We start from the raw sequence: 16922 nt of genomic DNA on the forward strand, positions 1-16922 counted from the left end.
GGACGGGGGGTGTGTCCCCGTCGGCCCGCCGCGTACAGCCGAGTTGACGCCGGTGACCGCGCGCCGGCGAGGCGTCGGACGTCAGGCGTCGACCTTCTCCATGACCTCGTCCGAGACGTCGAAGTTGGCGAAGACGTTCTGCACGTCGTCGCTGTCCTCCAGCGCGTCGATGAGCTTGAAGATCTTCCGTGCGCCGTCCTCGTCCAGCTCGACCTGCATGGTCGGCACGAAGTTGGTGTCGGCGGAGTCGTAGTCGATGCCGGCCCCCTGGAGCGCCGTGCGGACCTCGACCAGGTCGGTGGCCTCGCTGAGCACCTCGTAGGACTCACCCAGGTCGTTGACCTCCTCGGCGCCCGCGTCGAGGACGGCGCCCAGGACGTCGTCCTCGCCCAGCCCGGCCTTGGGGACGATCACCACGCCCTTGCGGTGGAACAGGTAGGACACGGAGCCGGGGTCGGCCATCGAGCCGCCGTTGCGGGTCATCGCGACGCGGACGTCGGAGGCCGCGCGGTTGCGGTTGTCGGTCAGGCACTCGATGAGAACGGCGACACCGTTGGGCCCGTAACCCTCGTACATGATCGTCTCGTAGTCGGCGCCACCGGCCTCCAGGCCGGCGCCGCGCTTGACGGCCGAGTCGATGTTCTTGTTCGGCACCGAACTCTTCTTCGCCTTCTGGATGGCGTCGAAAAGGGTCGGATTACCGTCGACGTCGGCGCCTCCGGTGCGGGCCGCGACCTCGATGTTCTTGATCAGCTTCGCGAAGAGCTTGCCGCGCTTGGCATCGATCACGGCCTTCTTGTGCTTCGTCGTAGCCCATTTAGAGTGGCCGGACATCTGCCTGTCTCCTTCGCGTAACCAATCCTGCTCCGTTCGGCAGAGATCCTACCGGGATCCCCTCACCCCGCGGAGCGCACCATCTCCGTGAAGAAGCCGTGCAGGCGGTGGTCGCCGGTGAGTTCCGGGTGGAACGCCGTCGCGAGGGCGTTGCCCTGCCGTACGGCGACGACATGCCCGCCGTGCTCGGCGAGCACCTCCACCTCGGCGCCCACGGACTCGACCCACGGTGCCCGGATGAAGACCCCGTCCACGGGTCCCACGCCCACGACGTCGACGGCGGCCTCGAAGGACTCGTTCTGCCGTCCGAAGGCGTTCCTGCGGACGATCATGTCGATGCCGCCGACGGTCTCCTGTCCGGAGCGCGGGTCGAGGATCTTCTCGGCGAGCAGGATCAGGCCGGCGCAGGTGCCGTAGACCGGCATCCCGGCGCGTACGCGTGTCCGCAGCGGCTCCAGCATCCCGAAGAGGACGGCCAGTTTGGACATGGTGGTCGACTCGCCGCCGGGGATCACCAGGCCGTCCACGGCGGCCAGTTCGTCCGGCCGCCGTACGGTCGTGGGCACGGCGCCGGCCGCCGCGAGGGCGGCCAGGTGCTCCCGTACGTCGCCCTGGAGGGCCAGGACGCCGATCAGCGGGCCGGCCGCGGCGCCCTGGTCACCAGCCACGGTTGGCGTAGTGCTCGGACGCGGGCAGGGTGTCGATGTTGATGCCGACCATGGCCTCGCCGAGGTTGCGCGAGGCGTCCGCGACGATCTTGGGGTCGTCGAAGAACGTGGTGGCCTTGACGATGGCCGCGGCGCGCTTGGCCGGGTCGCCGGACTTGAAGATGCCGGAGCCCACGAAGACGCCCTCGGCGCCGAGCTGGCGCATCAGCGCGGCGTCCGCCGGGGTGGCCACGCCGCCCGCGGAGAACAGCACGACGGGCAGCTTGCCCAGCGCGGCGACCTCCTTGACGATCTCGTACGGGGCGCGCAGCTCCTTCGCGGCGGCGTACAGCTCGTTGTTGTCGTAGCCGCGCAGCCGGGCGATCTCGTTCTTGATCTGGCGCAGGTGACGGACGGCCTCGACGACGTTGCCGGTGCCGGCCTCGCCCTTGGAGCGGATCATGGCCGCGCCCTCGGCGATACGGCGCAGGGCCTCGCCCAGGTTGGTCGCGCCGCAGACGAACGGCGTGGTGAAGGCCCACTTGTCGGCGTGGTTGACCTCGTCGGCCGGGGTCAGCACCTCGGACTCGTCGATGTAGTCGACGCCGAGGGACTGGAGGACCTGGGCCTCCACGAAGTGGCCGATGCGGGACTTGGCCATCACCGGGATCGAGACGGCCTCGATGATGCCCTCGATCATGTCGGGGTCGGACATCCGCGCGACGCCGCCGTCCTTACGGATGTCGGCGGGCACCCGCTCCAGTGCCATCACGGCGACCGCGCCGGCGTCCTCGGCGATCTTGGCCTGGTCGGGCGTGACGACATCCATGATCACGCCGCCCTTGAGCTGCTCGGCCATGCCGCGCTTGACGCGCGCGGTGCCGGTCTCGGGGTTCTGGCTGGTGGTGGGAAGCGTGGTGGACACGGTGAGGACCTCACTGGGGAACTGGGACGGGAGCGGTTCGACGAGGCGAGCAAACCTCTCCGGACCAGTCCACAGCAAGGGCCAATGAAAGGCCGGTGGATCGTTCTCGCGGCCCCTTCATCGCGCCCCTCCTCCGTACGGAGGCGACGACCGGGCTACGTACCGGGCCGGTCGGCGAGCGCGACCGGCGGCTCGTCGTCCATCTCGAACGCGAGGGGGAACGGCGCGTGGCCGGCGAGCCGGAACCAGCGGACCGTGCGGTGCCTGCGCAGTGCGCGGGCCGCGCGTACGGAGTCGTTGTGGAAGCGCCGGGCCATGGGCACGCGGCGTACGGCGGCGGCCAGCTCGGTCGCGGCCTCCTCGCCGCCGGGGGCGGCCCGTACCGCCTCGACCTGCGCGACCTCCCCGAAGACGGCCCGCAGCGCCTCGCTCAGCTCGCTCTCGGCCACTTCGCGCAGCTCCTCCTCGGCCTGGCGGGCGGCGTGCGCGCCCTGGTAGAGCACGATCGAGGCGGCGGGATCGAGGACGCCCGCGGTGGCCAGTTCCTGGGCGACCGAGGCACGGCGCAGCAGTTGGGCGTCGAGGGAGGCCCGTGCGGCGTCGATCCGCGAGTGCAGTCGGTCGAGGCGGCCGGCGGTCCAGCTGAGGTACAGGCCGATCGCCAACAGCCCGGCGAGGATCCAGATCAGGGTTTGGGTCACGAACGGCAGGCTACTGGTGGCGGTGGCCGGTTCCCCCACCCCGCCCCGTCCCGGAAAGGGGGACGGGGCGGGAGCGGCCCCGGCCCCCCGTACCCGTGACTCGGCCTTCCAAGGAGGGCGGCGGCTCAGTCGCGGGCAGCCAGGCCGAAGCGGGCACGAAGGCCCACCCGTTCGTCCGTGGCCACCGACGCCGCGCCGTCGGTCACCGTCTCGTAGACCGCCAGGATGTCCGCCCCCACCGTCGACCAGTCGAAGCGCCGCACATGCGCGCTGCCGCGCTCCCGCAGTCCCTCGCGGCGCTCCGGGTCCCCCAGGAGCCGTACCGCCGCCTCCGCCAGCGCGTCCGCGTCCTCGTTGGCGAACAGCTCCCCGGCCATGCCCTGGTCCAGGACCTGCGCGAACGCGTCCAGGTCGCTCGCCAGCACCGCCGCGCCCGCCGACAGCGCCTCGACCAGGACGATGCCGAAGCTCTCGCCACCGGTGTTGGGCGCCACGTACAGGTCGACACTGCGCAGCAGCCGCGCCTTGTCCTCGTCGCTGACCATCCCGAGGAATTCGACGCGCTCGCGCATCTCCTCGGGAAGCGACTCCACGGCTTCCTTCTCGTCGCCGCGGCCGGCGACGAGCAGCCTGGTCTCCGGCAGGGCGTCGAGAATCTTCGGCAGGGCCTTCATCAGGACGGGCAGCCCCTTGCGGGGTTCGTCGATGCGCCCTATGAAGCCGATCGTGCCGCCCTGCCACTCGGGGTTGACCCCGGCCTCGGCGAAGAAGCCGACGTCGACGCCGTTGGGGATGACGACCGCGTCGCCGCCCAGGTGCTCGACGAGCGTGCGCCGGGCGTACTCGCTCACGGCGATCCGCGCGCTTATTTTCTCCAGCGCCGGCTGGAGGATCGGGTACGCGGCGAGCATCACGCGCGAGCGCGGGTTCGACGTGTGGAACGTCGCGACTATCGGCCCCTGCGCCGCCCAGCAGGCGAGCAGCCCGAGCGAGGGCGCCGTGGGCTCATGGATGTGGATGACGTCGAAGGTGCCGTCGTGCAGCCAGCGCCGTACCCGGGCCGCCGCCAGGAAGCCGAAGCTCAGCCGGGCGACGGAGCCGTTGTACGGGACCGGCACGGCGCCCCCTGCGGAGACCACGAACGGCGGGAGCGGCGTCTCGTCGTCGGCGGGCGCCAGCACCGAGACGTCGTGGCCCAGCCGGATCAGATGGTCCGCGAGATCCCTGATGTGGAACTGCACTCCGCCCGGGACGTCCCAGGAGTACGGGCAGACGATGCCGATCTTCACCCGGTCCCCCCGGCGGTCGCGGCACTCCCGGCGCTCTCCGTGCTCCCCGTGCTCTCCGCGGGACGTGGTTCGAGGTCGGCGAGCCAGAGCCGTTGCAGCATGTGCCAGTCCTCGGGGTGCTCCGCGATGCCGACGGCGAACATGTCCGCCACGGCCTGTGTCATCACGGACGACTTCTCGGCGCGCTTGCCAGTCTCCGGCACCTCGACGGCCGGATACACCCGTCCCCGCATGAGCTTGGGCCCGTCGAAGTGCAGCTCCACCGGGAAGAGCAGCGCCCCGGTCTGCTGCGCCAGCATCGCGGGCCCGGCCGGCATCCGCGTCTTCTCACCGAAGAACGTCACCTCGACGCCCGACGCGGACAGATCGCGGTCGGCGACCAGACACACCAGTCCGCCGGCCCGCAGCCGCCTGGCGAGCACACCGAAGGCGCTGCCCCCGGTGTGCGGCAGCACCTCCATACCGAGGCTCTCGCGGTACTCGACGAAACGGTCGAAGAGCGATTCGGGCTTGAGCCGTTCCACGACGGTGGTGAACGGAACGCCCATCCCCCGGGTGAGCCAGGCCCCGGCGAGATCCCAGTTGGCCATGTGCGGCAGGGCCAGCACGACGCCCCGCCCGCTCTCCAGGCCCTCCGTCAGCAGATGGATGTCCTTGATCTCGACGCTGACGCGCACCCGCTCGTCGCTCCAGACCGGCAGCCGGAACGACTCCATCCAGTACCGCATGTACGAGCGCATCCCGGCCTTCGACAGCTCCCGGAGGCGTTCGGGGCTCGCGTGCGGCTCCACACGGGCCAGATTCGACTCCAACCGCAGCACGTTCGTGCCGCGCCGCCTCCACACGGTGTCGGCGATGGTCCTGCCGAGTGCGGCGGCCGCCGGTTCGGGGAGCTTCTTGACGGTGCTCCAGCCGAGGCCGTACAGCGCGTCGGCCAGCCGGTCCCGCCCGCCGCTCATGAAGCGGATCCCGTGGCGCTGGCGGATCCGCTCGCCTGGGCCGCGTCCGCCTCGGCGGACTCACGCCGTACGGTCACGACACGCTGCCCGAGGGTCACGAGGCTGCCCGCGGCCACCACCCACAGCGCGATCGGCAGCAGGATCTCGATCCCGGGCACACCGAAGGTCTTGTGCATCCCCGCGAGACCCGCCGCCACCAGCGAGATGACGAGACGCTCGGCCCGCTCGATGAGCCCGTTGACCGCCACCGGCAGCCCTATCGACTCGCCTCGGGCCTTCGTGTACGACACGACCTGGCCACTGGCCAGGCAGAAGATCGCCACGGCGCACAGCACGTTGTTGTCGCCCGTCCCGGCGTACCAGAGCGCGAATCCGCCGAAGACCGCGCCGTCGGCGACCCGGTCGAGCGTGGAGTCGAGGAACGCCCCCCACCGGCTGGAGATCCCGGCCTGCCGCGCCATGTTGCCGTCGACGAGGTCGGAGAAGACAAAGAGCGTGATGACGATCGTGCCCCAGAAGAACTCTCCGCGGGGGAAGAAGAACAGCGCTCCCGCCATCACTCCCGCCGTACCGATGAGCGTCACAGCGTCGGGACTCACCCCCCGGCGGAGCAGAAACGCGGCGAACGGGGTGAGGACACGCGTAAAGAATGCACGCGCGTACTTGTTCAGCATGGCCTTCCCGACGGTCGGTTGGGCAGGCGGCCCCATCGGCCACCGGCTGGCCCATCGTAGCCAGGACCGACGGCCTCCACCGCCGGGGCGCCCAGAGCGGGCAGAACCGGCCCGTCCGCCCGAGACACGGACGCGGGCCGGCCACGGTGCAAAGCCCGGAAGACCACCGTCGGCATCGCTGGAGCTGCCACGCGCGGCTCGCCGCCGAGGGTCCGACGATGCGTCTGGGGCAGAACCGCGACGCCGGGCCGGATTCTCCCTGACGCGGACGGCGTGCCCCGGTTACGCTGTGGTGCGCCCCAGCTCAGCAGGTGTGCGGGGCAGGGTAGTTGGGAACAGGGCGCAGCAGCGGATGCTCGCGGCGATGGGGGCGGACAGTGGCGCACGACGGTTTCGATTTCTCTCCTGGGGCTCAGGTTCCGCTCCAGGGGTCGGCGGGGCAGACGGCGGCTACGCATGCCCTGGCCTCGGCGGCGTACCGCGACACTCCGGTGGAGAAGATCCTTGAGGCGGACAGCGAACTTCACAAGTCCACCGTGTCGAAGGGCAAGGTCTCGCTCTTCGAGCCGAATCTGGGTGAGGCGTTCGCGCGCGCGGTGCAGACGCGGATGCTCGGTGGCGGCCGTGCCGCGCTCATCCAGTCCTTCGGTATGGAACCGCAGACGGTGGTCGAGCACTGTCTGGCGGCGAACCGTATCCGTAAGGAGCGCGACACCCGACTCACCCTGGTGACCGTCCTGTTCGGCGTGCTGTTCCTGCCGGGGACGCTGCTGTGGATCGGCGTCTTCCAGTTGCGCAGGACGCTGGCGGGGTCGAAGGACAAGAAGGCGGGGGCGATCGGCGGCGCGCTGCTGCTCGGTGTCGCCGCGCTGGCCGTGGTCTTCCTGGTCGCGTTGCCGTTCACGGGCTTCCTCGGCTGGTATCTGCGCGGCGTGATCATCGCGCCCGTCATCGGCTGGCTGCTCGCCAAGCGGATCTGTGAGGCGACGGCGAAGGACCTTCGCGCCCGCTGGACCGACCTCCTGGAGGGTGGCGGCCTCGGTGCCAAGGTGCCGGAGGCGGTGCCGGGGCACCCGGACGAGACGGCGCGGGAGGAACTGCGCCACGGGCTGGAGAAGCTGACGGCCGAGCAGCGGTCCAACGCGATCTTCTACGCGGGCCCCAAGGAGATACTGGGCATGGGTACGCGGTGGGGCAGTTGGCAGCTCGCGGAGGAGCTGGTGCCCAAGGACGCCGACAAGGAGATCCACCAGTTCCGCAGTTACGACGTGATACGGGTGATGCACGACCAGCTGAAGATGCTGGAGCGCGGCCCGCTCAACTCCGGTGGTTTCACCAAGCCCGAGGTGAAGCACTGGATCGTACGGCCGGTCGGCGAGAAGGCCGGATCGGTCAGCAGGCCCGACGGCCAGGACGTGGAGACCTTCCAGGTCAAGGGCCACGAGATACAGCGCATCTGCAACCACCAGCAGTTCGGCAGCGGCGACCGGCACTATCTGGGCGTCCAGTTCGTGCTCTGGGACGGGCAGTTGGTCATCACGATGATGATCACGGTGACGGTCCTGCACGAGACGCTGCGCATCGAGGTGACCGGCCACGCGCTGGGGCCGGTGAACTCACTGTTCACCTCGAAGCCGTCGCCCAAGACGGTCACCAAGCCCAAGACGGTCAGGTTCTGGGAGACCACGACGCACAGTCTGCCGCTGGTGGAGCCGAAGGAGGCGGTGCGGCTCGCCGTCCGCGCGCCGTTCACCTGGTATCCGCCGATCCTCGACTTCCTCGGCGGCAAGCTGTCGCTGCCGGAGCCGTTCGGTCTGCGGCACGTCTGGGCGGAGGAGCCGTGGCGGCACCGCTTCATGGCGGACGACGCGATGCGCGCCGCGACACCGGTGCTGCGGGTGGCGCACACGGCGGCCCTGCGCGTGCTGAAGGAGAACGGCGTGGACACCGAGCGCTTCGGCAACCGCTCCTCGTTCCTCAGCGGCGCGATCCAGGACCCGTCACCGAAGTAGGCCGGCGCGTGGGAGCCGGGCTATGCCGTGGGCCAGGCGTCCGCGAGCATCGCCCGGGTGTCCGCGAGCAGTTGCGGCAGCACCCGCGTGTGCGCGACGACCGGCATGAAGTTGGCGTCGCCGCCCCAGCGCGGCACCAGGTGCTGGTGCAGATGCGCGGCGATGCCGGCCCCGGCGACGGTGCCCTGGTTCATGCCGATGTTGAAGCCGTGCGCCCCGGAGGCCGTACGCAGCGCGGTCATCGCCTGTTTGGTGAAGGCGGCCAGTTCGGCGGTCTCGGCCTCGTCCAGCTCCGTGTAGTCGGCGACGTGCCGGAACGGCACGACCATGAGATGCCCGCCGTTGTACGGATAGAGGTTCAGCACCGCGTAGACCGACTCGCCGCGGGCGATGACGAGCCCGTCCTCGTCGGACTTGCGCGGGATGGAGCAGAAGGGGCAGCCGTCGTCGGCGTTGGGGCCGGTGGGCTTGTTCTCGCCCTGGATGTAGGCCATCCGGTGGGGCGTCCACAGGCGCTGGAACGCGTCCGGGGTGCCCACTCCGATCTGCTGCTCCGGCTCACTCGTCATGCTGTGCAGCATATGACTTCGCCCCGGTGAAGCGTGTCGCCGGGCCCGCCCCGCGCCCCTCCCGGCCATGCTGGCGCGATGCATGTCCGGAACCGGGCCGACCGGCTGCGCGGCTGGGAGCGGCACCTCGAACTGCCGCTGCTCGTCGCCTCGCCGCTCTTCCTCGCCTGTTACGCGGTGCTCGTTCTCAACGAGAGCCGCGCCCCTGTCGTGGGCGACGCCGCGCTGTCCCTCCTCCTCGCCATCTGGGCGCTGTTCGCGGTGGACTACGCGGTACGTCTGGTGCTGAGCGGCCGGGGTGCCCACTTCGTACGGACGCACTGGCTGGACACGGTCGTCCTGCTACTGCCCCTGCTGCGTCCCCTGCGGATCGTCAACACGTACGTGGCGCTCCAGCGCCGCCGCGACCAGCCCCGGCTGAGTCTGTACGGGCGGGTGATGGCGTACGCGGGGATGACGGCGCTCCTGCTGAGCTTCGCCGCGGCGCTCGCGGTCTACCAGCAGGAGCGCGGCGCGCCGGGGGCCACCATCCGGACCTTCGGCGACTCCGTGTGGTGGGCCTGCTCGGCGATCACCACGGTCGGGTACGGCGACGTCACCCCGGTGACGCCGCTCGGCCGGCTGTTCGCGGTCTTCCTGATGGCCTGTGGTCTGGCGCTGCTGGGCGCGGTGACGGGTTCGTTCTCCTCGTGGCTGATCCAGGTCTTCGGCCGGGAGGACCGGGCGGGCGGGGCGGGCAGGGCGGGCGGGGCGGCCCCGGAGAGCCCGCCGGCGGACGACGTACGGCCCCCGGGAAGCTGATGCCTCCCCGGGGGCCGTACGGAGCCGTGCGCGCGCCTCAGACCTGTACGCGGCGCTCCACGACGTCCAGCAGCTCGGCGAGCGCCTCGTCGGCGGGGATGCCGTTCTTCTGCGTCCCGTCCCGGTAGCGGAAGGACACCGCGCCGTTGGCGACGTCCTCGTCACCGGCGATGATCATGAACGGCGTCTTGGCCTTCTGGTGGTTGCGGATCTTCTTCTGCATCCGGTCCGCCGACGCGTCCACCTCCACCCGCAGCCCCTTGGCCTTCGCCCGGGCGGCGAACTCCTGCAGATACGGCACGTGCGCGTCGCCGATCGGGATGCCGACCGCCTGGACGGGGGCCAGCCAGGCCGGGAACGCCCCCGCGTAGTGCTCCAGGAGCACGGCGAAGAAGCGCTCGATCGAGCCGAACAGCGCCCGGTGGATCATGACGGGCTGCTGCTTGGTGCCGTCGGACGCGGTGTACTCCAGCTCGAACCGCTTCGGCTGCTGGAAGTCGACCTGGATGGTCGACATCTGCCAGGACCGGCCGATGGCGTCCTTGGCCTGTACGGAGATCTTCGGGCCGTAGTACGCGGCGCCGCCCGGGTCGGGGACCAGCGGCAGGCCCTGCTTGTCGGCGGCCTGCTGGAGCGCGGCCGTGGCCTCCTCCCACTCCGCGTCCTCGCCCATGAACTTGTCGGACTCGGGGTCGCGGGTGGACAGCTCCAGCTCGAAGTCGGACAGGCCGTAGTCCCGCAGCAGATCCAGCACGAAGGTGAGCAGGGAGTCCAGCTCCTGCGGCATCTCCTCCTTGGTGCAGTAGATGTGCGCGTCGTCCTGGGTGAAGCCGCGGGAGCGGGTGAGGCCGTGCACGACGCCGGACTTCTCGTAGCGGTAGACCGTGCCGAACTCGAACAGACGCAGGGGCAGCTCGCGGTAGGACCGTCCGCGCGCCTTGAAGATCAGGTTGTGCATCGGGCAGTTCATGGCCTTGAGGTAGTAGTCCTGGCCGTCGAACTGCATGGGCGGGAACATGCCGTCCGCGTAGTGCGGCAGGTGCCCCGAGGTCTCGAAGAGCTTCTTCTTCGAGATGTGCGGGGTGTTGACGAACTCGTACCCGGACACCTCGTGGCGGTGGCGCGAGTACTGCTCCATCTCCTTGCGGATCACCCCGCCCTTGGGGTGGAAGACCGCGAGGCCGGAGCCCAGCTCGTCGGGGAAGGAGAACAGGTCCAGCTCGCTGCCCAGCCTGCGGTGGTCGCGGCGCTCCGCCTCGGCGAGGAAGTCGAGGTGGGCCTTCAGCTCGTCCTTGGACGGCCAGGCGGTGCCGTAGATCCGCTGGAGCTGCGGGTTCTTCTCGCTGCCGCGCCAGTAGGCGGCGGCGGAGCGCATCAGCTTGAAGGCCGGGATGTTACGGGTGGTGGGCAGGTGCGGACCCCGGCAGAGGTCCTTCCAGCACAGCTCGCCGGTCTTCGCGTCGAGGTTGTCGTAGATCGTCAGCTCACCGGCGCCGACCTCGGCCGACGCGCCCTCGGCGGCGTCGGCGGCCTTGCCCTTGAGCCCGATCAGTTCGATCTTGTACGGCTCGTCGGCCAGCTCGATCCGCGCGTCCTCGTCGGTGGTGACCCGGCGGGAGAACCGCTGGCCGCGCTTCTGGATCTCCTGCATCTTCTTCTCGACGCGCTTGATGTCGTCGGGGGTGAAGGGCTCGGCGACGTCGAAGTCGTAGTAGAAGCCGTCCTTGATCGGCGGACCGATACCCAGCTTGGCCTCGGGGAACAGCTCCTGCACGGCCTGCGCCATGACGTGCGCGGTGGAGTGGCGCAGGATGTTCAGGCCGTCCTCGGAGGACATCTCGACGGGCTCGACGGTCTCGCCGTCGGCGACCTCGTGGGCGAGGTCCTTCAGCTCGCCGCCGACCCGGGCGGCGATCACGGTGCGCTCGCCGGGGAAGAGTTCGGCCGCCGTAGTGCCCGTCGTCACCACGCGCTCTTCCCGCTCGGAATCGCGTTCGATGGTCACGCGGACATCTGACACCGGTCTCTCCTTCACTCATGGGGCGCGCACGCTCGTTTCCGTACGCGACGGGAATCGTACCGAGCCGGAGGGGCCACTCGCTAAACGGTTGAATTGTGCCGTCATCTCCGGCGTACGGCACAAAGGTCGCGGGTATCACCGATTCGGGCAGTCGGCCTCATGCCATCTGCCAAGCGTGCGCGAGGAGTTCGGGGATGACGCACTGGTACGAGGGCCCCCTGGCCGCATTCGACATCGAAACGACAGGCACCGACGCCGAGGAGGACCGGATCGTCTCGGCCGCCCTCGTCGTCCAGGACATCTCGGGCTCCCGGGCCCGGGTCACCCGCTGGCTGGTCAATCCGGGGATACCGATCCCGGTCGAGGCCACCGAAGTGCACGGCCTCACCGACGCGTTGGTCCAGCGCTCGGGCCGCTGGCCGGCGCCGGTGATCGAGGAGGTGGGGCGGGCGCTGGCCGAGCAGTGCATGGCGGGCCGGCCCCTGGTGGTGATGAACGCGCCGTTCGGCCTGACGGTGCTGGACCGCGAGATGCGGCGTCACCGCGACTCGTCACTGGCGCGCTATCTGGAGAACGCGCCGTTCTGCGTGCTGGATCCCAGCGTGCTGGACCGCCATCTCGACGCCGTCCGCAAGGGCCGCCGGCGGCTGGTCGATCTCTGTTCGCTGTACGGGGTGGTGCTGGACGGCTCGCACGACGCCGTGGCCGACGCGGCGGCGGCGCTCGAAGTGGTCAGGTCGGTGGGACGCCGGTTCGCCACCACGACACAGCAGCTGACCGCGGCCCAGCTGCACGGGCGGCAGGCCGTCTGGCACGCGGCGCAGTCGCGCGGCCAGCAGGAGTGGTTCGCTCGTGGCACCGGGCGGGCGGCGCCCGACCCGGCGTGGCCGCTGCGGCCCCGAATGCCGGTGGTGGCCTGACCGTTGAGGCACACAGCAAGGCCGGTCCGTCATCGACGGACCGGCCTTTCCCGGTGGGCGATACTGGGTTCGAACCAGTGACCTCTTCGGTGTGAACGAAGCGCTCTCCCACTGAGCTAATCGCCCGGGAACGGACTGAACCATACAGGTCTCGGCGGGTTTCGTTCAAACCGTATGACGGTCAGCGAGGACCTTCCGCAACCCCCGCCGTCCGGCCCGCATCATCAGCGCGTGATTGGCGAGGAAGAAGGGGCGCCCGACCACCGCGAGGCGCCGCAGCAGCGGCTTGTTGACGTCGACCTCCTGCTCGTAGAGGGCCCGTGTGCCGGGGCCCCGGGCGCTGAGCGTCCAGCGCGCCCAGCCTTCGAGGTCGCCGGTCATCCCCATCTCCAGGACACGGGCGCGCGGGTCGTTCCTGCTCTCGCGGGCGTGGACCAGGAGGTCGTACGGAATCACCGACCGGAACCGGGCGGTCCCGCCGCGCTCGTCGACCGGGATCACCTCCCGGACCTGGGGCCACCAGTCGGGGTACTCACCGGCCCGCTCCAGCACTCCGAAGACGACGTCCGGGGCCGCGTCGAGATCCCAGACGCTGCGGAAGCGGTAGTGGTACCAGTCCATAGGTCAAGTGTGCGCCTCTCGCACGTACTCACCCACATATCTGAGTACGAGAGCCGATGGCCCGTGCTGTGGCGCGGACCACACTCCAGGCCATGGAGAACGTTCCGCGACCGGCCGAGGAGCTAGCGGTCCTCGATGATGAGCTGGCCCGAATCGAGGCGCGCCGAGCGCAGTTGCTCGCCCGCAGGTCCTATCTGCTGACGCTGCTGCGACCCGAGGCACCACGGTCACCCGTGCCGCCGGTCCCCCCGCCACCGTGGCCCGCCCCGCGACCGCCCGAGACATCGCCGCCGAGCGTGCAGAACGCCCTGCTGGCCCTGGGCGGTGTGCTGTTGACCATCGCGGCGATCGCCTTCACCGTCGTCAGCTGGGGCGCCATGGGCATCGGCGGCCGTTCCGTCGTGCTGGGCACCGTCACCGTGGCCGCGCTCGCCGCGCCGGCCCTTCTGCTGCGCCGCGCCCTGACCTCGACGGCCGAGGCGGTCGGCGCGCTGGCCCTGGTGCTGACGGTCCTCGACGCCTACGCGCTGTACCGGGTCGCGCTCCCCGGCACGGACCCGCTCGGCTACACGGCCACCGTGTGCGCGGTGCTGGCGGCGGTCTGGGCCGCGTACGGGCTGCTCCTCGACCGGCTGCGCGCCCCGCTGCCCGTGGCCGTCCTCACCGCCCAACTCCCGCTGCCGCTCGGGGCGCTGGCCGCCGACGCGAGCCAACTGACGCTCGTGTGGGCGCTGCTGGCGACCGCCGCGGCGGACGTCGCGATCGTGCTGTGGACGAAGCCCGCGCCGGCCAGGTCGCTCGCCGGCGTCACCGCATGGGTGACCGGCGGCTCGGCGCTGCTGATCGCGAGCGGGCTCTCCGTCACCGCCGGCACCTCGCCCGACGCCGTCCGGCCCGGTCTGACGCTGCTCGCCGGGGCCGGCCTGGCTCTGTTCGTGGCCGTGCGTGTCCCCTCGGCCTCGTTCGCCGGCGCCCTGGTGGCCGGTCTGGCCGCGATCACCGCGACCGGCGGTGTGCCGCGGCCCTCGCTGTCGATCGGCTGGGCCGTCGTCGGGTATCTGCTGTGCGGCGCGGCCCTGTGGACGGCGGTACGGGCTCCGCTCCCCCGTACGACGGCGCTCGGGCTACGCGCCGCCGCCGGGGTCGTCGTGGCCGGTGCCGTCCTGTGGACGCTGCCCGCGACGGCCCTGACGCTGCTCGGCCCGATGTCCCGTGCGGAGGCCGTCTGGTCGGGTGCGCCGGGCGGCGCCCGGGAAGCGCTCGGGACGGATCCGGGCTGGTCGGCGATGGCCACGGCGCCGCTGGTGCTGTTGATCGCCGCCGGGCTCCTGGCGTCCGCGTACCGCCGGCTGCCCGCCGCCGCACGGCCCGCCGCGCTGGCCGGTGCGACGGCGCTCGGCTGGGCCGCGGTGCTGGTCCTTCCGGCGGCGCTGGACCTCGGGTACGCGGCGGCCGTCGCGACGCATCTCGCTCTGACGGCGGTCGCGTTGACGCTCGCGGTGTACCCGCGCCTGCCCGCCGTACGGCGACGGCCGGCCCCCTCTGCGCTGTCGGCGGTCTCGACGACGGCCCTGATCTGCGCGCTGGCCGGCGCCGGGGCCGTGTCGCTGCTGGCCCTGGCCACGGAGACGACCACGCTGATCACCCTCGGGGTGCTGCTCGCCCTGCTCTGCGGCGGCGCGGTGGCGCTGAACGCCGCCGTGACCGAAGCCGGAACGGCCACCGACGGCGCCGCTCCCACCGAGGCACCGGGCGTCCTCCCGGCCCGGTCCTTCCAGGCGCTTCTCGCCTGCGTCGCCGTCGCGACGGCCGCAGCGCTGCTGTGCGCCCTCTGCGCGTCCGCCGGGCTGCGGCACGAGCACATCGCCCTGGCCGTCCTCGCCGTGCCGGCCGCCGTCGCGCTGCTCGGGGCGCGCCTGCGCCGCCATCCCGTGGCCCTGCCGATCGAGCTGACGGCGGCCGGAGCCGGTCTGCTCGCCGTCGCCCTGGCCTCGGGACACCCGGAGTCCGTCGCCCTCGTGCTGGCCCTCTGCGCGGTCGTCGCAGCGGGCACGGCGCTGCGCCCGGAGCGCCGCCCGGCGGCCGGCCACCTCGCGGCGGCGCTGTTCGTCCTGGCCACCTGGGTGCGGCTGTACGCCTCCGACGTGGCCACCCCCGAGGCGTACACCCTGCCGGTGACCGTCCCCGCGCTCGTCGTGGGTGTCCTGCGGCGCCGCGGGGACCCCGGGGCGTCGTCCTGGACGGCGTACGGCCCCGGTCTCGCCGCGACGCTCCTGCCGAGCCTCGTCGCCGCCTGGGGCGACCCGCACTGGGCGCGCCCGCTGACGCTGGGGGTCGCCGCGCTCGCCGTCACGCTCGTCGGCGCCCGGCTGCGGCTCCAGGCGCTGCTGGTCCTCGGCGGCGTTGTACTGGCCCTGGACACGCTGCACGAGCTGGCGCCGTACGTCGTCCAGGCCGTGGGCGCCCTGCCGCGCTGGCTGCCGCCCGCGCTCGCCGGACTGCTGCTCCTGGCGGTGGGCGCCACCTACGAACGGCGTCTGCACGACGCCCGGCGGCTCCGCGACTCCCTGGGCCGGATGCGCTGACGGGCCGGCGCCCGGCGGTCACGTACCGGAAACGACCGATGCCCCGGAGACGGTGAAGTCTCCGGGGCATCGATTCCGGGTGGGCGATACTGGGTTCGAACCAGTGACCTCTTCGGTGTGAACGAAGCGCTCTCCCACTGAGCTAATCGCCCGGACGCAGGGCAAACATTACCCCATGTCAGTACCGCCTCCGGACCGCTCCGCGCTCACTCCTCGATCTTCCACGGCATGGTGAATCCGAACTCCCAGAGGTAAATGGCGACCAGTACCGCGATGATCACCACACCGATGCTCGTGAGGATGATGTTGCGCCGCCGCACCTTGGGATCGAGTGCTTTCTGCGCCGCTTCGGTGACCTTGCGCCGCGTCCACCGGAGCACCAGTTGTGCCCAGACGAATTCGGTCGCCCAGATCGCCATACCGCCGAAGATCACAAGCCAGCCGGGACCGGGCAGTACCAGCATCGCCGCGCCCGCAACGACGACCGCGAGCCCGACGACGAATACACCGACCTGCCAGCTCACATGAAGCGTCTTCGAACTCTTGATAAAACCCGGAGCGCGTGAGCCCAGCTCTCGCTCGGCCGGCTCCACCGTCAATTCCCCCGCGGTTCTCCGCGCCGTCGGTACGACGACATCCCCCCGCTCGTCACTCTCCGCATGCATGACTCCCAACCTACCCGACGCCGAGTCGTCACCGGAATGGCGGCATAAGTCGAAGTTACACACCCCTGTACGAGCTACCTGAAGGATCACAAAACAGACAGAGGGGTTTACAACGACACCGTAGGTGGCATGTCGATTTCGCCGACGTGCGAATCCCCGAGCGCACACTGAGCGAAAGGCCCTGGCGCTTATGAACACCACGGTCAGCTGCGAGCTGCACCTGCGCCTCGTTGTATCGAGCGAGTCCTCACTGCCTGTACCCGCGGGCCTGCGGTATGACACGGCCGATCCTTATGCCGTGCACGCCACCTTCCACACCGGAGCCGAGGAGACGGTCGAGTGGGTGTTCGCCCGCGACCTTCTGGCCGAGGGGCTGCACCGGCCCACCGGCACCGGCGACGTCCGAGTCTGGCCCTCACGCAGCCAGGGCCAGGGCGTCGTCTGCATCGCGCTCAGCTCTCCGGAGGGAGAAGCCCTGCTGGAGGCCCCGGCGCGAGCCCTGGAATCCTTCCTCAAGCGAACCGACGCCGCGGTGCCACCCGGCACCGAGCATCGCCACTTCGACCTCGACACAGAGCTGTTGCACATCCTGGCCGAGAGCTGAGCCAGGCCGAGAGCTGCACGGCGCCGTCCGACTCGGGGAGACGGCGCCGCGCGGACAACCACATACGGGCGGACAGCGACGCCGTCGCCGCGGAAC

The 16922-nt window shown here is 70.9% G+C and carries 16 protein-coding genes and 2 tRNA genes; 5 read left to right on the forward strand and 13 right to left on the reverse strand.

The genetic code is table 11. From position 1 onward, the window contains the following. Positions 1–81: 81 nt before the first annotated feature. The 7 genes from ACFUN8_RS32250 to pgsA all read right to left on the reverse strand — a co-directional run bounded on the left by ACFUN8_RS32250 (position 82) and on the right by pgsA (position 6029). Positions 82–834 (reverse strand): YebC/PmpR family DNA-binding transcriptional regulator, encoded by a 753-nt coding sequence (locus ACFUN8_RS32250; RefSeq protein WP_383645471.1) that lies wholly within the window; start codon positions 832–834, stop codon positions 82–84. A 62-nt stretch (positions 835–896) separates the two neighbouring features. After that, on the reverse strand, positions 897–1502 hold the full coding sequence (pdxT, locus tag ACFUN8_RS32255; protein ID WP_383645474.1) for a pyridoxal 5'-phosphate synthase glutaminase subunit PdxT: 606 nt from the start codon (positions 1500–1502) through the stop codon (positions 897–899). Continuing rightward, positions 1492–2406: a pyridoxal 5'-phosphate synthase lyase subunit PdxS gene (gene pdxS, locus ACFUN8_RS32260; protein ID WP_383645477.1), complete on the reverse strand. Its 915-nt coding sequence runs from the start codon at positions 2404–2406 to the stop codon at positions 1492–1494. The genes pdxT and pdxS overlap by 11 nt, the downstream gene beginning before the upstream one ends. A 155-nt stretch (positions 2407–2561) precedes the next feature. Continuing rightward, positions 2562–3107, reverse strand: coding sequence for a hypothetical protein (locus ACFUN8_RS32265; protein ID WP_383645480.1), 546 nt, complete (start codon positions 3105–3107; stop codon positions 2562–2564). Positions 3108–3232: 125 nt separating this feature from the next. Beyond that, on the reverse strand, positions 3233–4396 hold the full coding sequence (locus tag ACFUN8_RS32270) for a glycosyltransferase family 4 protein (RefSeq protein ID WP_383645483.1): 1164 nt from the start codon (positions 4394–4396) through the stop codon (positions 3233–3235). Then, positions 4393–5355, reverse strand: coding sequence for a phosphatidylinositol mannoside acyltransferase (locus ACFUN8_RS32275; RefSeq protein WP_383645486.1), 963 nt, complete (start codon positions 5353–5355; stop codon positions 4393–4395). Before ACFUN8_RS32275 ends, ACFUN8_RS32270 begins: the two co-directional genes overlap by 4 nt. Next, positions 5352–6029, reverse strand: coding sequence for a phosphatidylinositol phosphate synthase (gene pgsA / locus ACFUN8_RS32280; protein WP_383645489.1), 678 nt, complete (start codon positions 6027–6029; stop codon positions 5352–5354). The genes ACFUN8_RS32275 and pgsA overlap by 4 nt, the downstream gene beginning before the upstream one ends. Before the next feature lie 377 nt (positions 6030–6406). Here pgsA and ACFUN8_RS32285 point away from each other — a divergent pair, with 377 nt between their 5' ends. Continuing rightward, a complete protein-coding gene (locus tag ACFUN8_RS32285; protein ID WP_383645492.1) occupies positions 6407–8041 on the forward strand; it encodes a hypothetical protein in 1635 nt (544 codons plus the stop codon). A gap of 20 nt (positions 8042–8061) precedes the next feature. Here the strand turns inward: ACFUN8_RS32285 and ACFUN8_RS32290 are convergent, their stop codons facing one another. Then, a complete protein-coding gene (locus tag ACFUN8_RS32290) occupies positions 8062–8622 on the reverse strand; it encodes an HIT family protein (RefSeq protein ID WP_382569975.1) in 561 nt (186 codons plus the stop codon). 66 nt (positions 8623–8688) lie between these two features. On the opposite strand from ACFUN8_RS32290, the gene ACFUN8_RS32295 reads away from it, so the two are divergent. Beyond that, complete coding sequence (locus ACFUN8_RS32295; protein WP_383645495.1) at positions 8689–9411, forward strand: potassium channel family protein; 723 nt, start codon at positions 8689–8691, stop codon at positions 9409–9411. Positions 9412–9448: 37 nt separating this feature from the next. Here the strand turns inward: ACFUN8_RS32295 and thrS are convergent, their stop codons facing one another. Further along, the gene (thrS, locus tag ACFUN8_RS32300; protein WP_383645497.1) at positions 9449–11431 is read right to left on the reverse strand and encodes a threonine--tRNA ligase; all 1983 of its coding nucleotides are present in this window, start codon (positions 11429–11431) and stop codon (positions 9449–9451) included. 194 nt (positions 11432–11625) lie between these two features. On the opposite strand from thrS, the gene ACFUN8_RS32305 reads away from it, so the two are divergent. Next, positions 11626–12351, forward strand: coding sequence for an exonuclease domain-containing protein (locus tag ACFUN8_RS32305; RefSeq protein ID WP_383645500.1), 726 nt, complete (start codon positions 11626–11628; stop codon positions 12349–12351). Between the two features lie 54 nt (positions 12352–12405). Here ACFUN8_RS32305 and ACFUN8_RS32310 read toward each other — a convergent pair. Beyond that, positions 12406–12477, reverse strand: a tRNA-Val gene (locus tag ACFUN8_RS32310). Between the two features lie 39 nt (positions 12478–12516). Continuing rightward, positions 12517–12972, reverse strand: coding sequence for an SRPBCC family protein (locus ACFUN8_RS32315; protein WP_383645502.1), 456 nt, complete (start codon positions 12970–12972; stop codon positions 12517–12519). Between the two features lie 92 nt (positions 12973–13064). Here ACFUN8_RS32315 and ACFUN8_RS32320 point away from each other — a divergent pair, with 92 nt between their 5' ends. Then, positions 13065–15557 carry an SCO7613 C-terminal domain-containing membrane protein gene (locus tag ACFUN8_RS32320; RefSeq protein ID WP_383645505.1) on the forward strand — a complete coding sequence of 831 codons (2493 nt, stop codon included), beginning with the start codon at positions 13065–13067 and terminating at the stop codon, positions 15555–15557. Positions 15558–15637: 80 nt separating this feature from the next. Here the strand turns inward: ACFUN8_RS32320 and ACFUN8_RS32325 are convergent. Both ACFUN8_RS32325 and ACFUN8_RS32330 read right to left on the reverse strand, forming a co-directional pair. Next, a tRNA-Val gene (locus tag ACFUN8_RS32325) sits at positions 15638–15709 on the reverse strand. 54 nt (positions 15710–15763) lie between these two features. Next, a complete protein-coding gene (locus ACFUN8_RS32330) occupies positions 15764–16222 on the reverse strand; it encodes a TIGR02611 family protein (protein WP_383645508.1) in 459 nt (152 codons plus the stop codon). A 190-nt stretch (positions 16223–16412) separates the two neighbouring features. Between ACFUN8_RS32330 and ACFUN8_RS32335 the strand changes: the two genes are divergently transcribed. Continuing rightward, entirely contained in the window at positions 16413–16826 is a 414-nt protein-coding gene (locus ACFUN8_RS32335; protein ID WP_383645511.1) for an SsgA family sporulation/cell division regulator, read from the forward strand. Positions 16827–16922 lie beyond the last annotated feature (96 nt).

The organism is Streptomyces sp. NPDC057307 (assembly GCF_042667665.1).
In the GTDB taxonomy this organism is placed as follows: Bacteria; Actinomycetota; Actinomycetes; order Streptomycetales; family Streptomycetaceae; genus Streptomyces.

Excerpts from the sequence above, each read along its gene's own strand:
- ACFUN8_RS32250 (WP_383645471.1), bottom strand. The coding sequence starts at position 834 with ATGTCCGGCCACTCTAAATGGGCTACGACGAAGCACAAGAAGGCCGTG.
- ACFUN8_RS32275 (WP_383645486.1), bottom strand. The coding sequence starts at position 5,355 with ATGAGCGGCGGGCGGGACCGGCTGGCCGACGCGCTGTACGGCCTCGGC.
- pgsA (WP_383645489.1), bottom strand. The coding sequence starts at position 6,029 with ATGCTGAACAAGTACGCGCGTGCATTCTTTACGCGTGTCCTCACCCCG.
- ACFUN8_RS32290 (WP_382569975.1), bottom strand. The coding sequence starts at position 8,622 with ATGCTGCACAGCATGACGAGTGAGCCGGAGCAGCAGATCGGAGTGGGC.
- ACFUN8_RS32295 (WP_383645495.1), top strand. The coding sequence starts at position 8,689 with ATGCATGTCCGGAACCGGGCCGACCGGCTGCGCGGCTGGGAGCGGCAC.
- ACFUN8_RS32305 (WP_383645500.1), top strand. The coding sequence starts at position 11,626 with ATGACGCACTGGTACGAGGGCCCCCTGGCCGCATTCGACATCGAAACG.
- ACFUN8_RS32315 (WP_383645502.1), bottom strand. The coding sequence starts at position 12,972 with ATGGACTGGTACCACTACCGCTTCCGCAGCGTCTGGGATCTCGACGCG.
- ACFUN8_RS32320 (WP_383645505.1), top strand. The coding sequence starts at position 13,065 with ATGGAGAACGTTCCGCGACCGGCCGAGGAGCTAGCGGTCCTCGATGAT.
- ACFUN8_RS32330 (WP_383645508.1), bottom strand. The coding sequence starts at position 16,222 with ATGCATGCGGAGAGTGACGAGCGGGGGGATGTCGTCGTACCGACGGCG.
- ACFUN8_RS32335 (WP_383645511.1), top strand. The coding sequence starts at position 16,413 with ATGAACACCACGGTCAGCTGCGAGCTGCACCTGCGCCTCGTTGTATCG.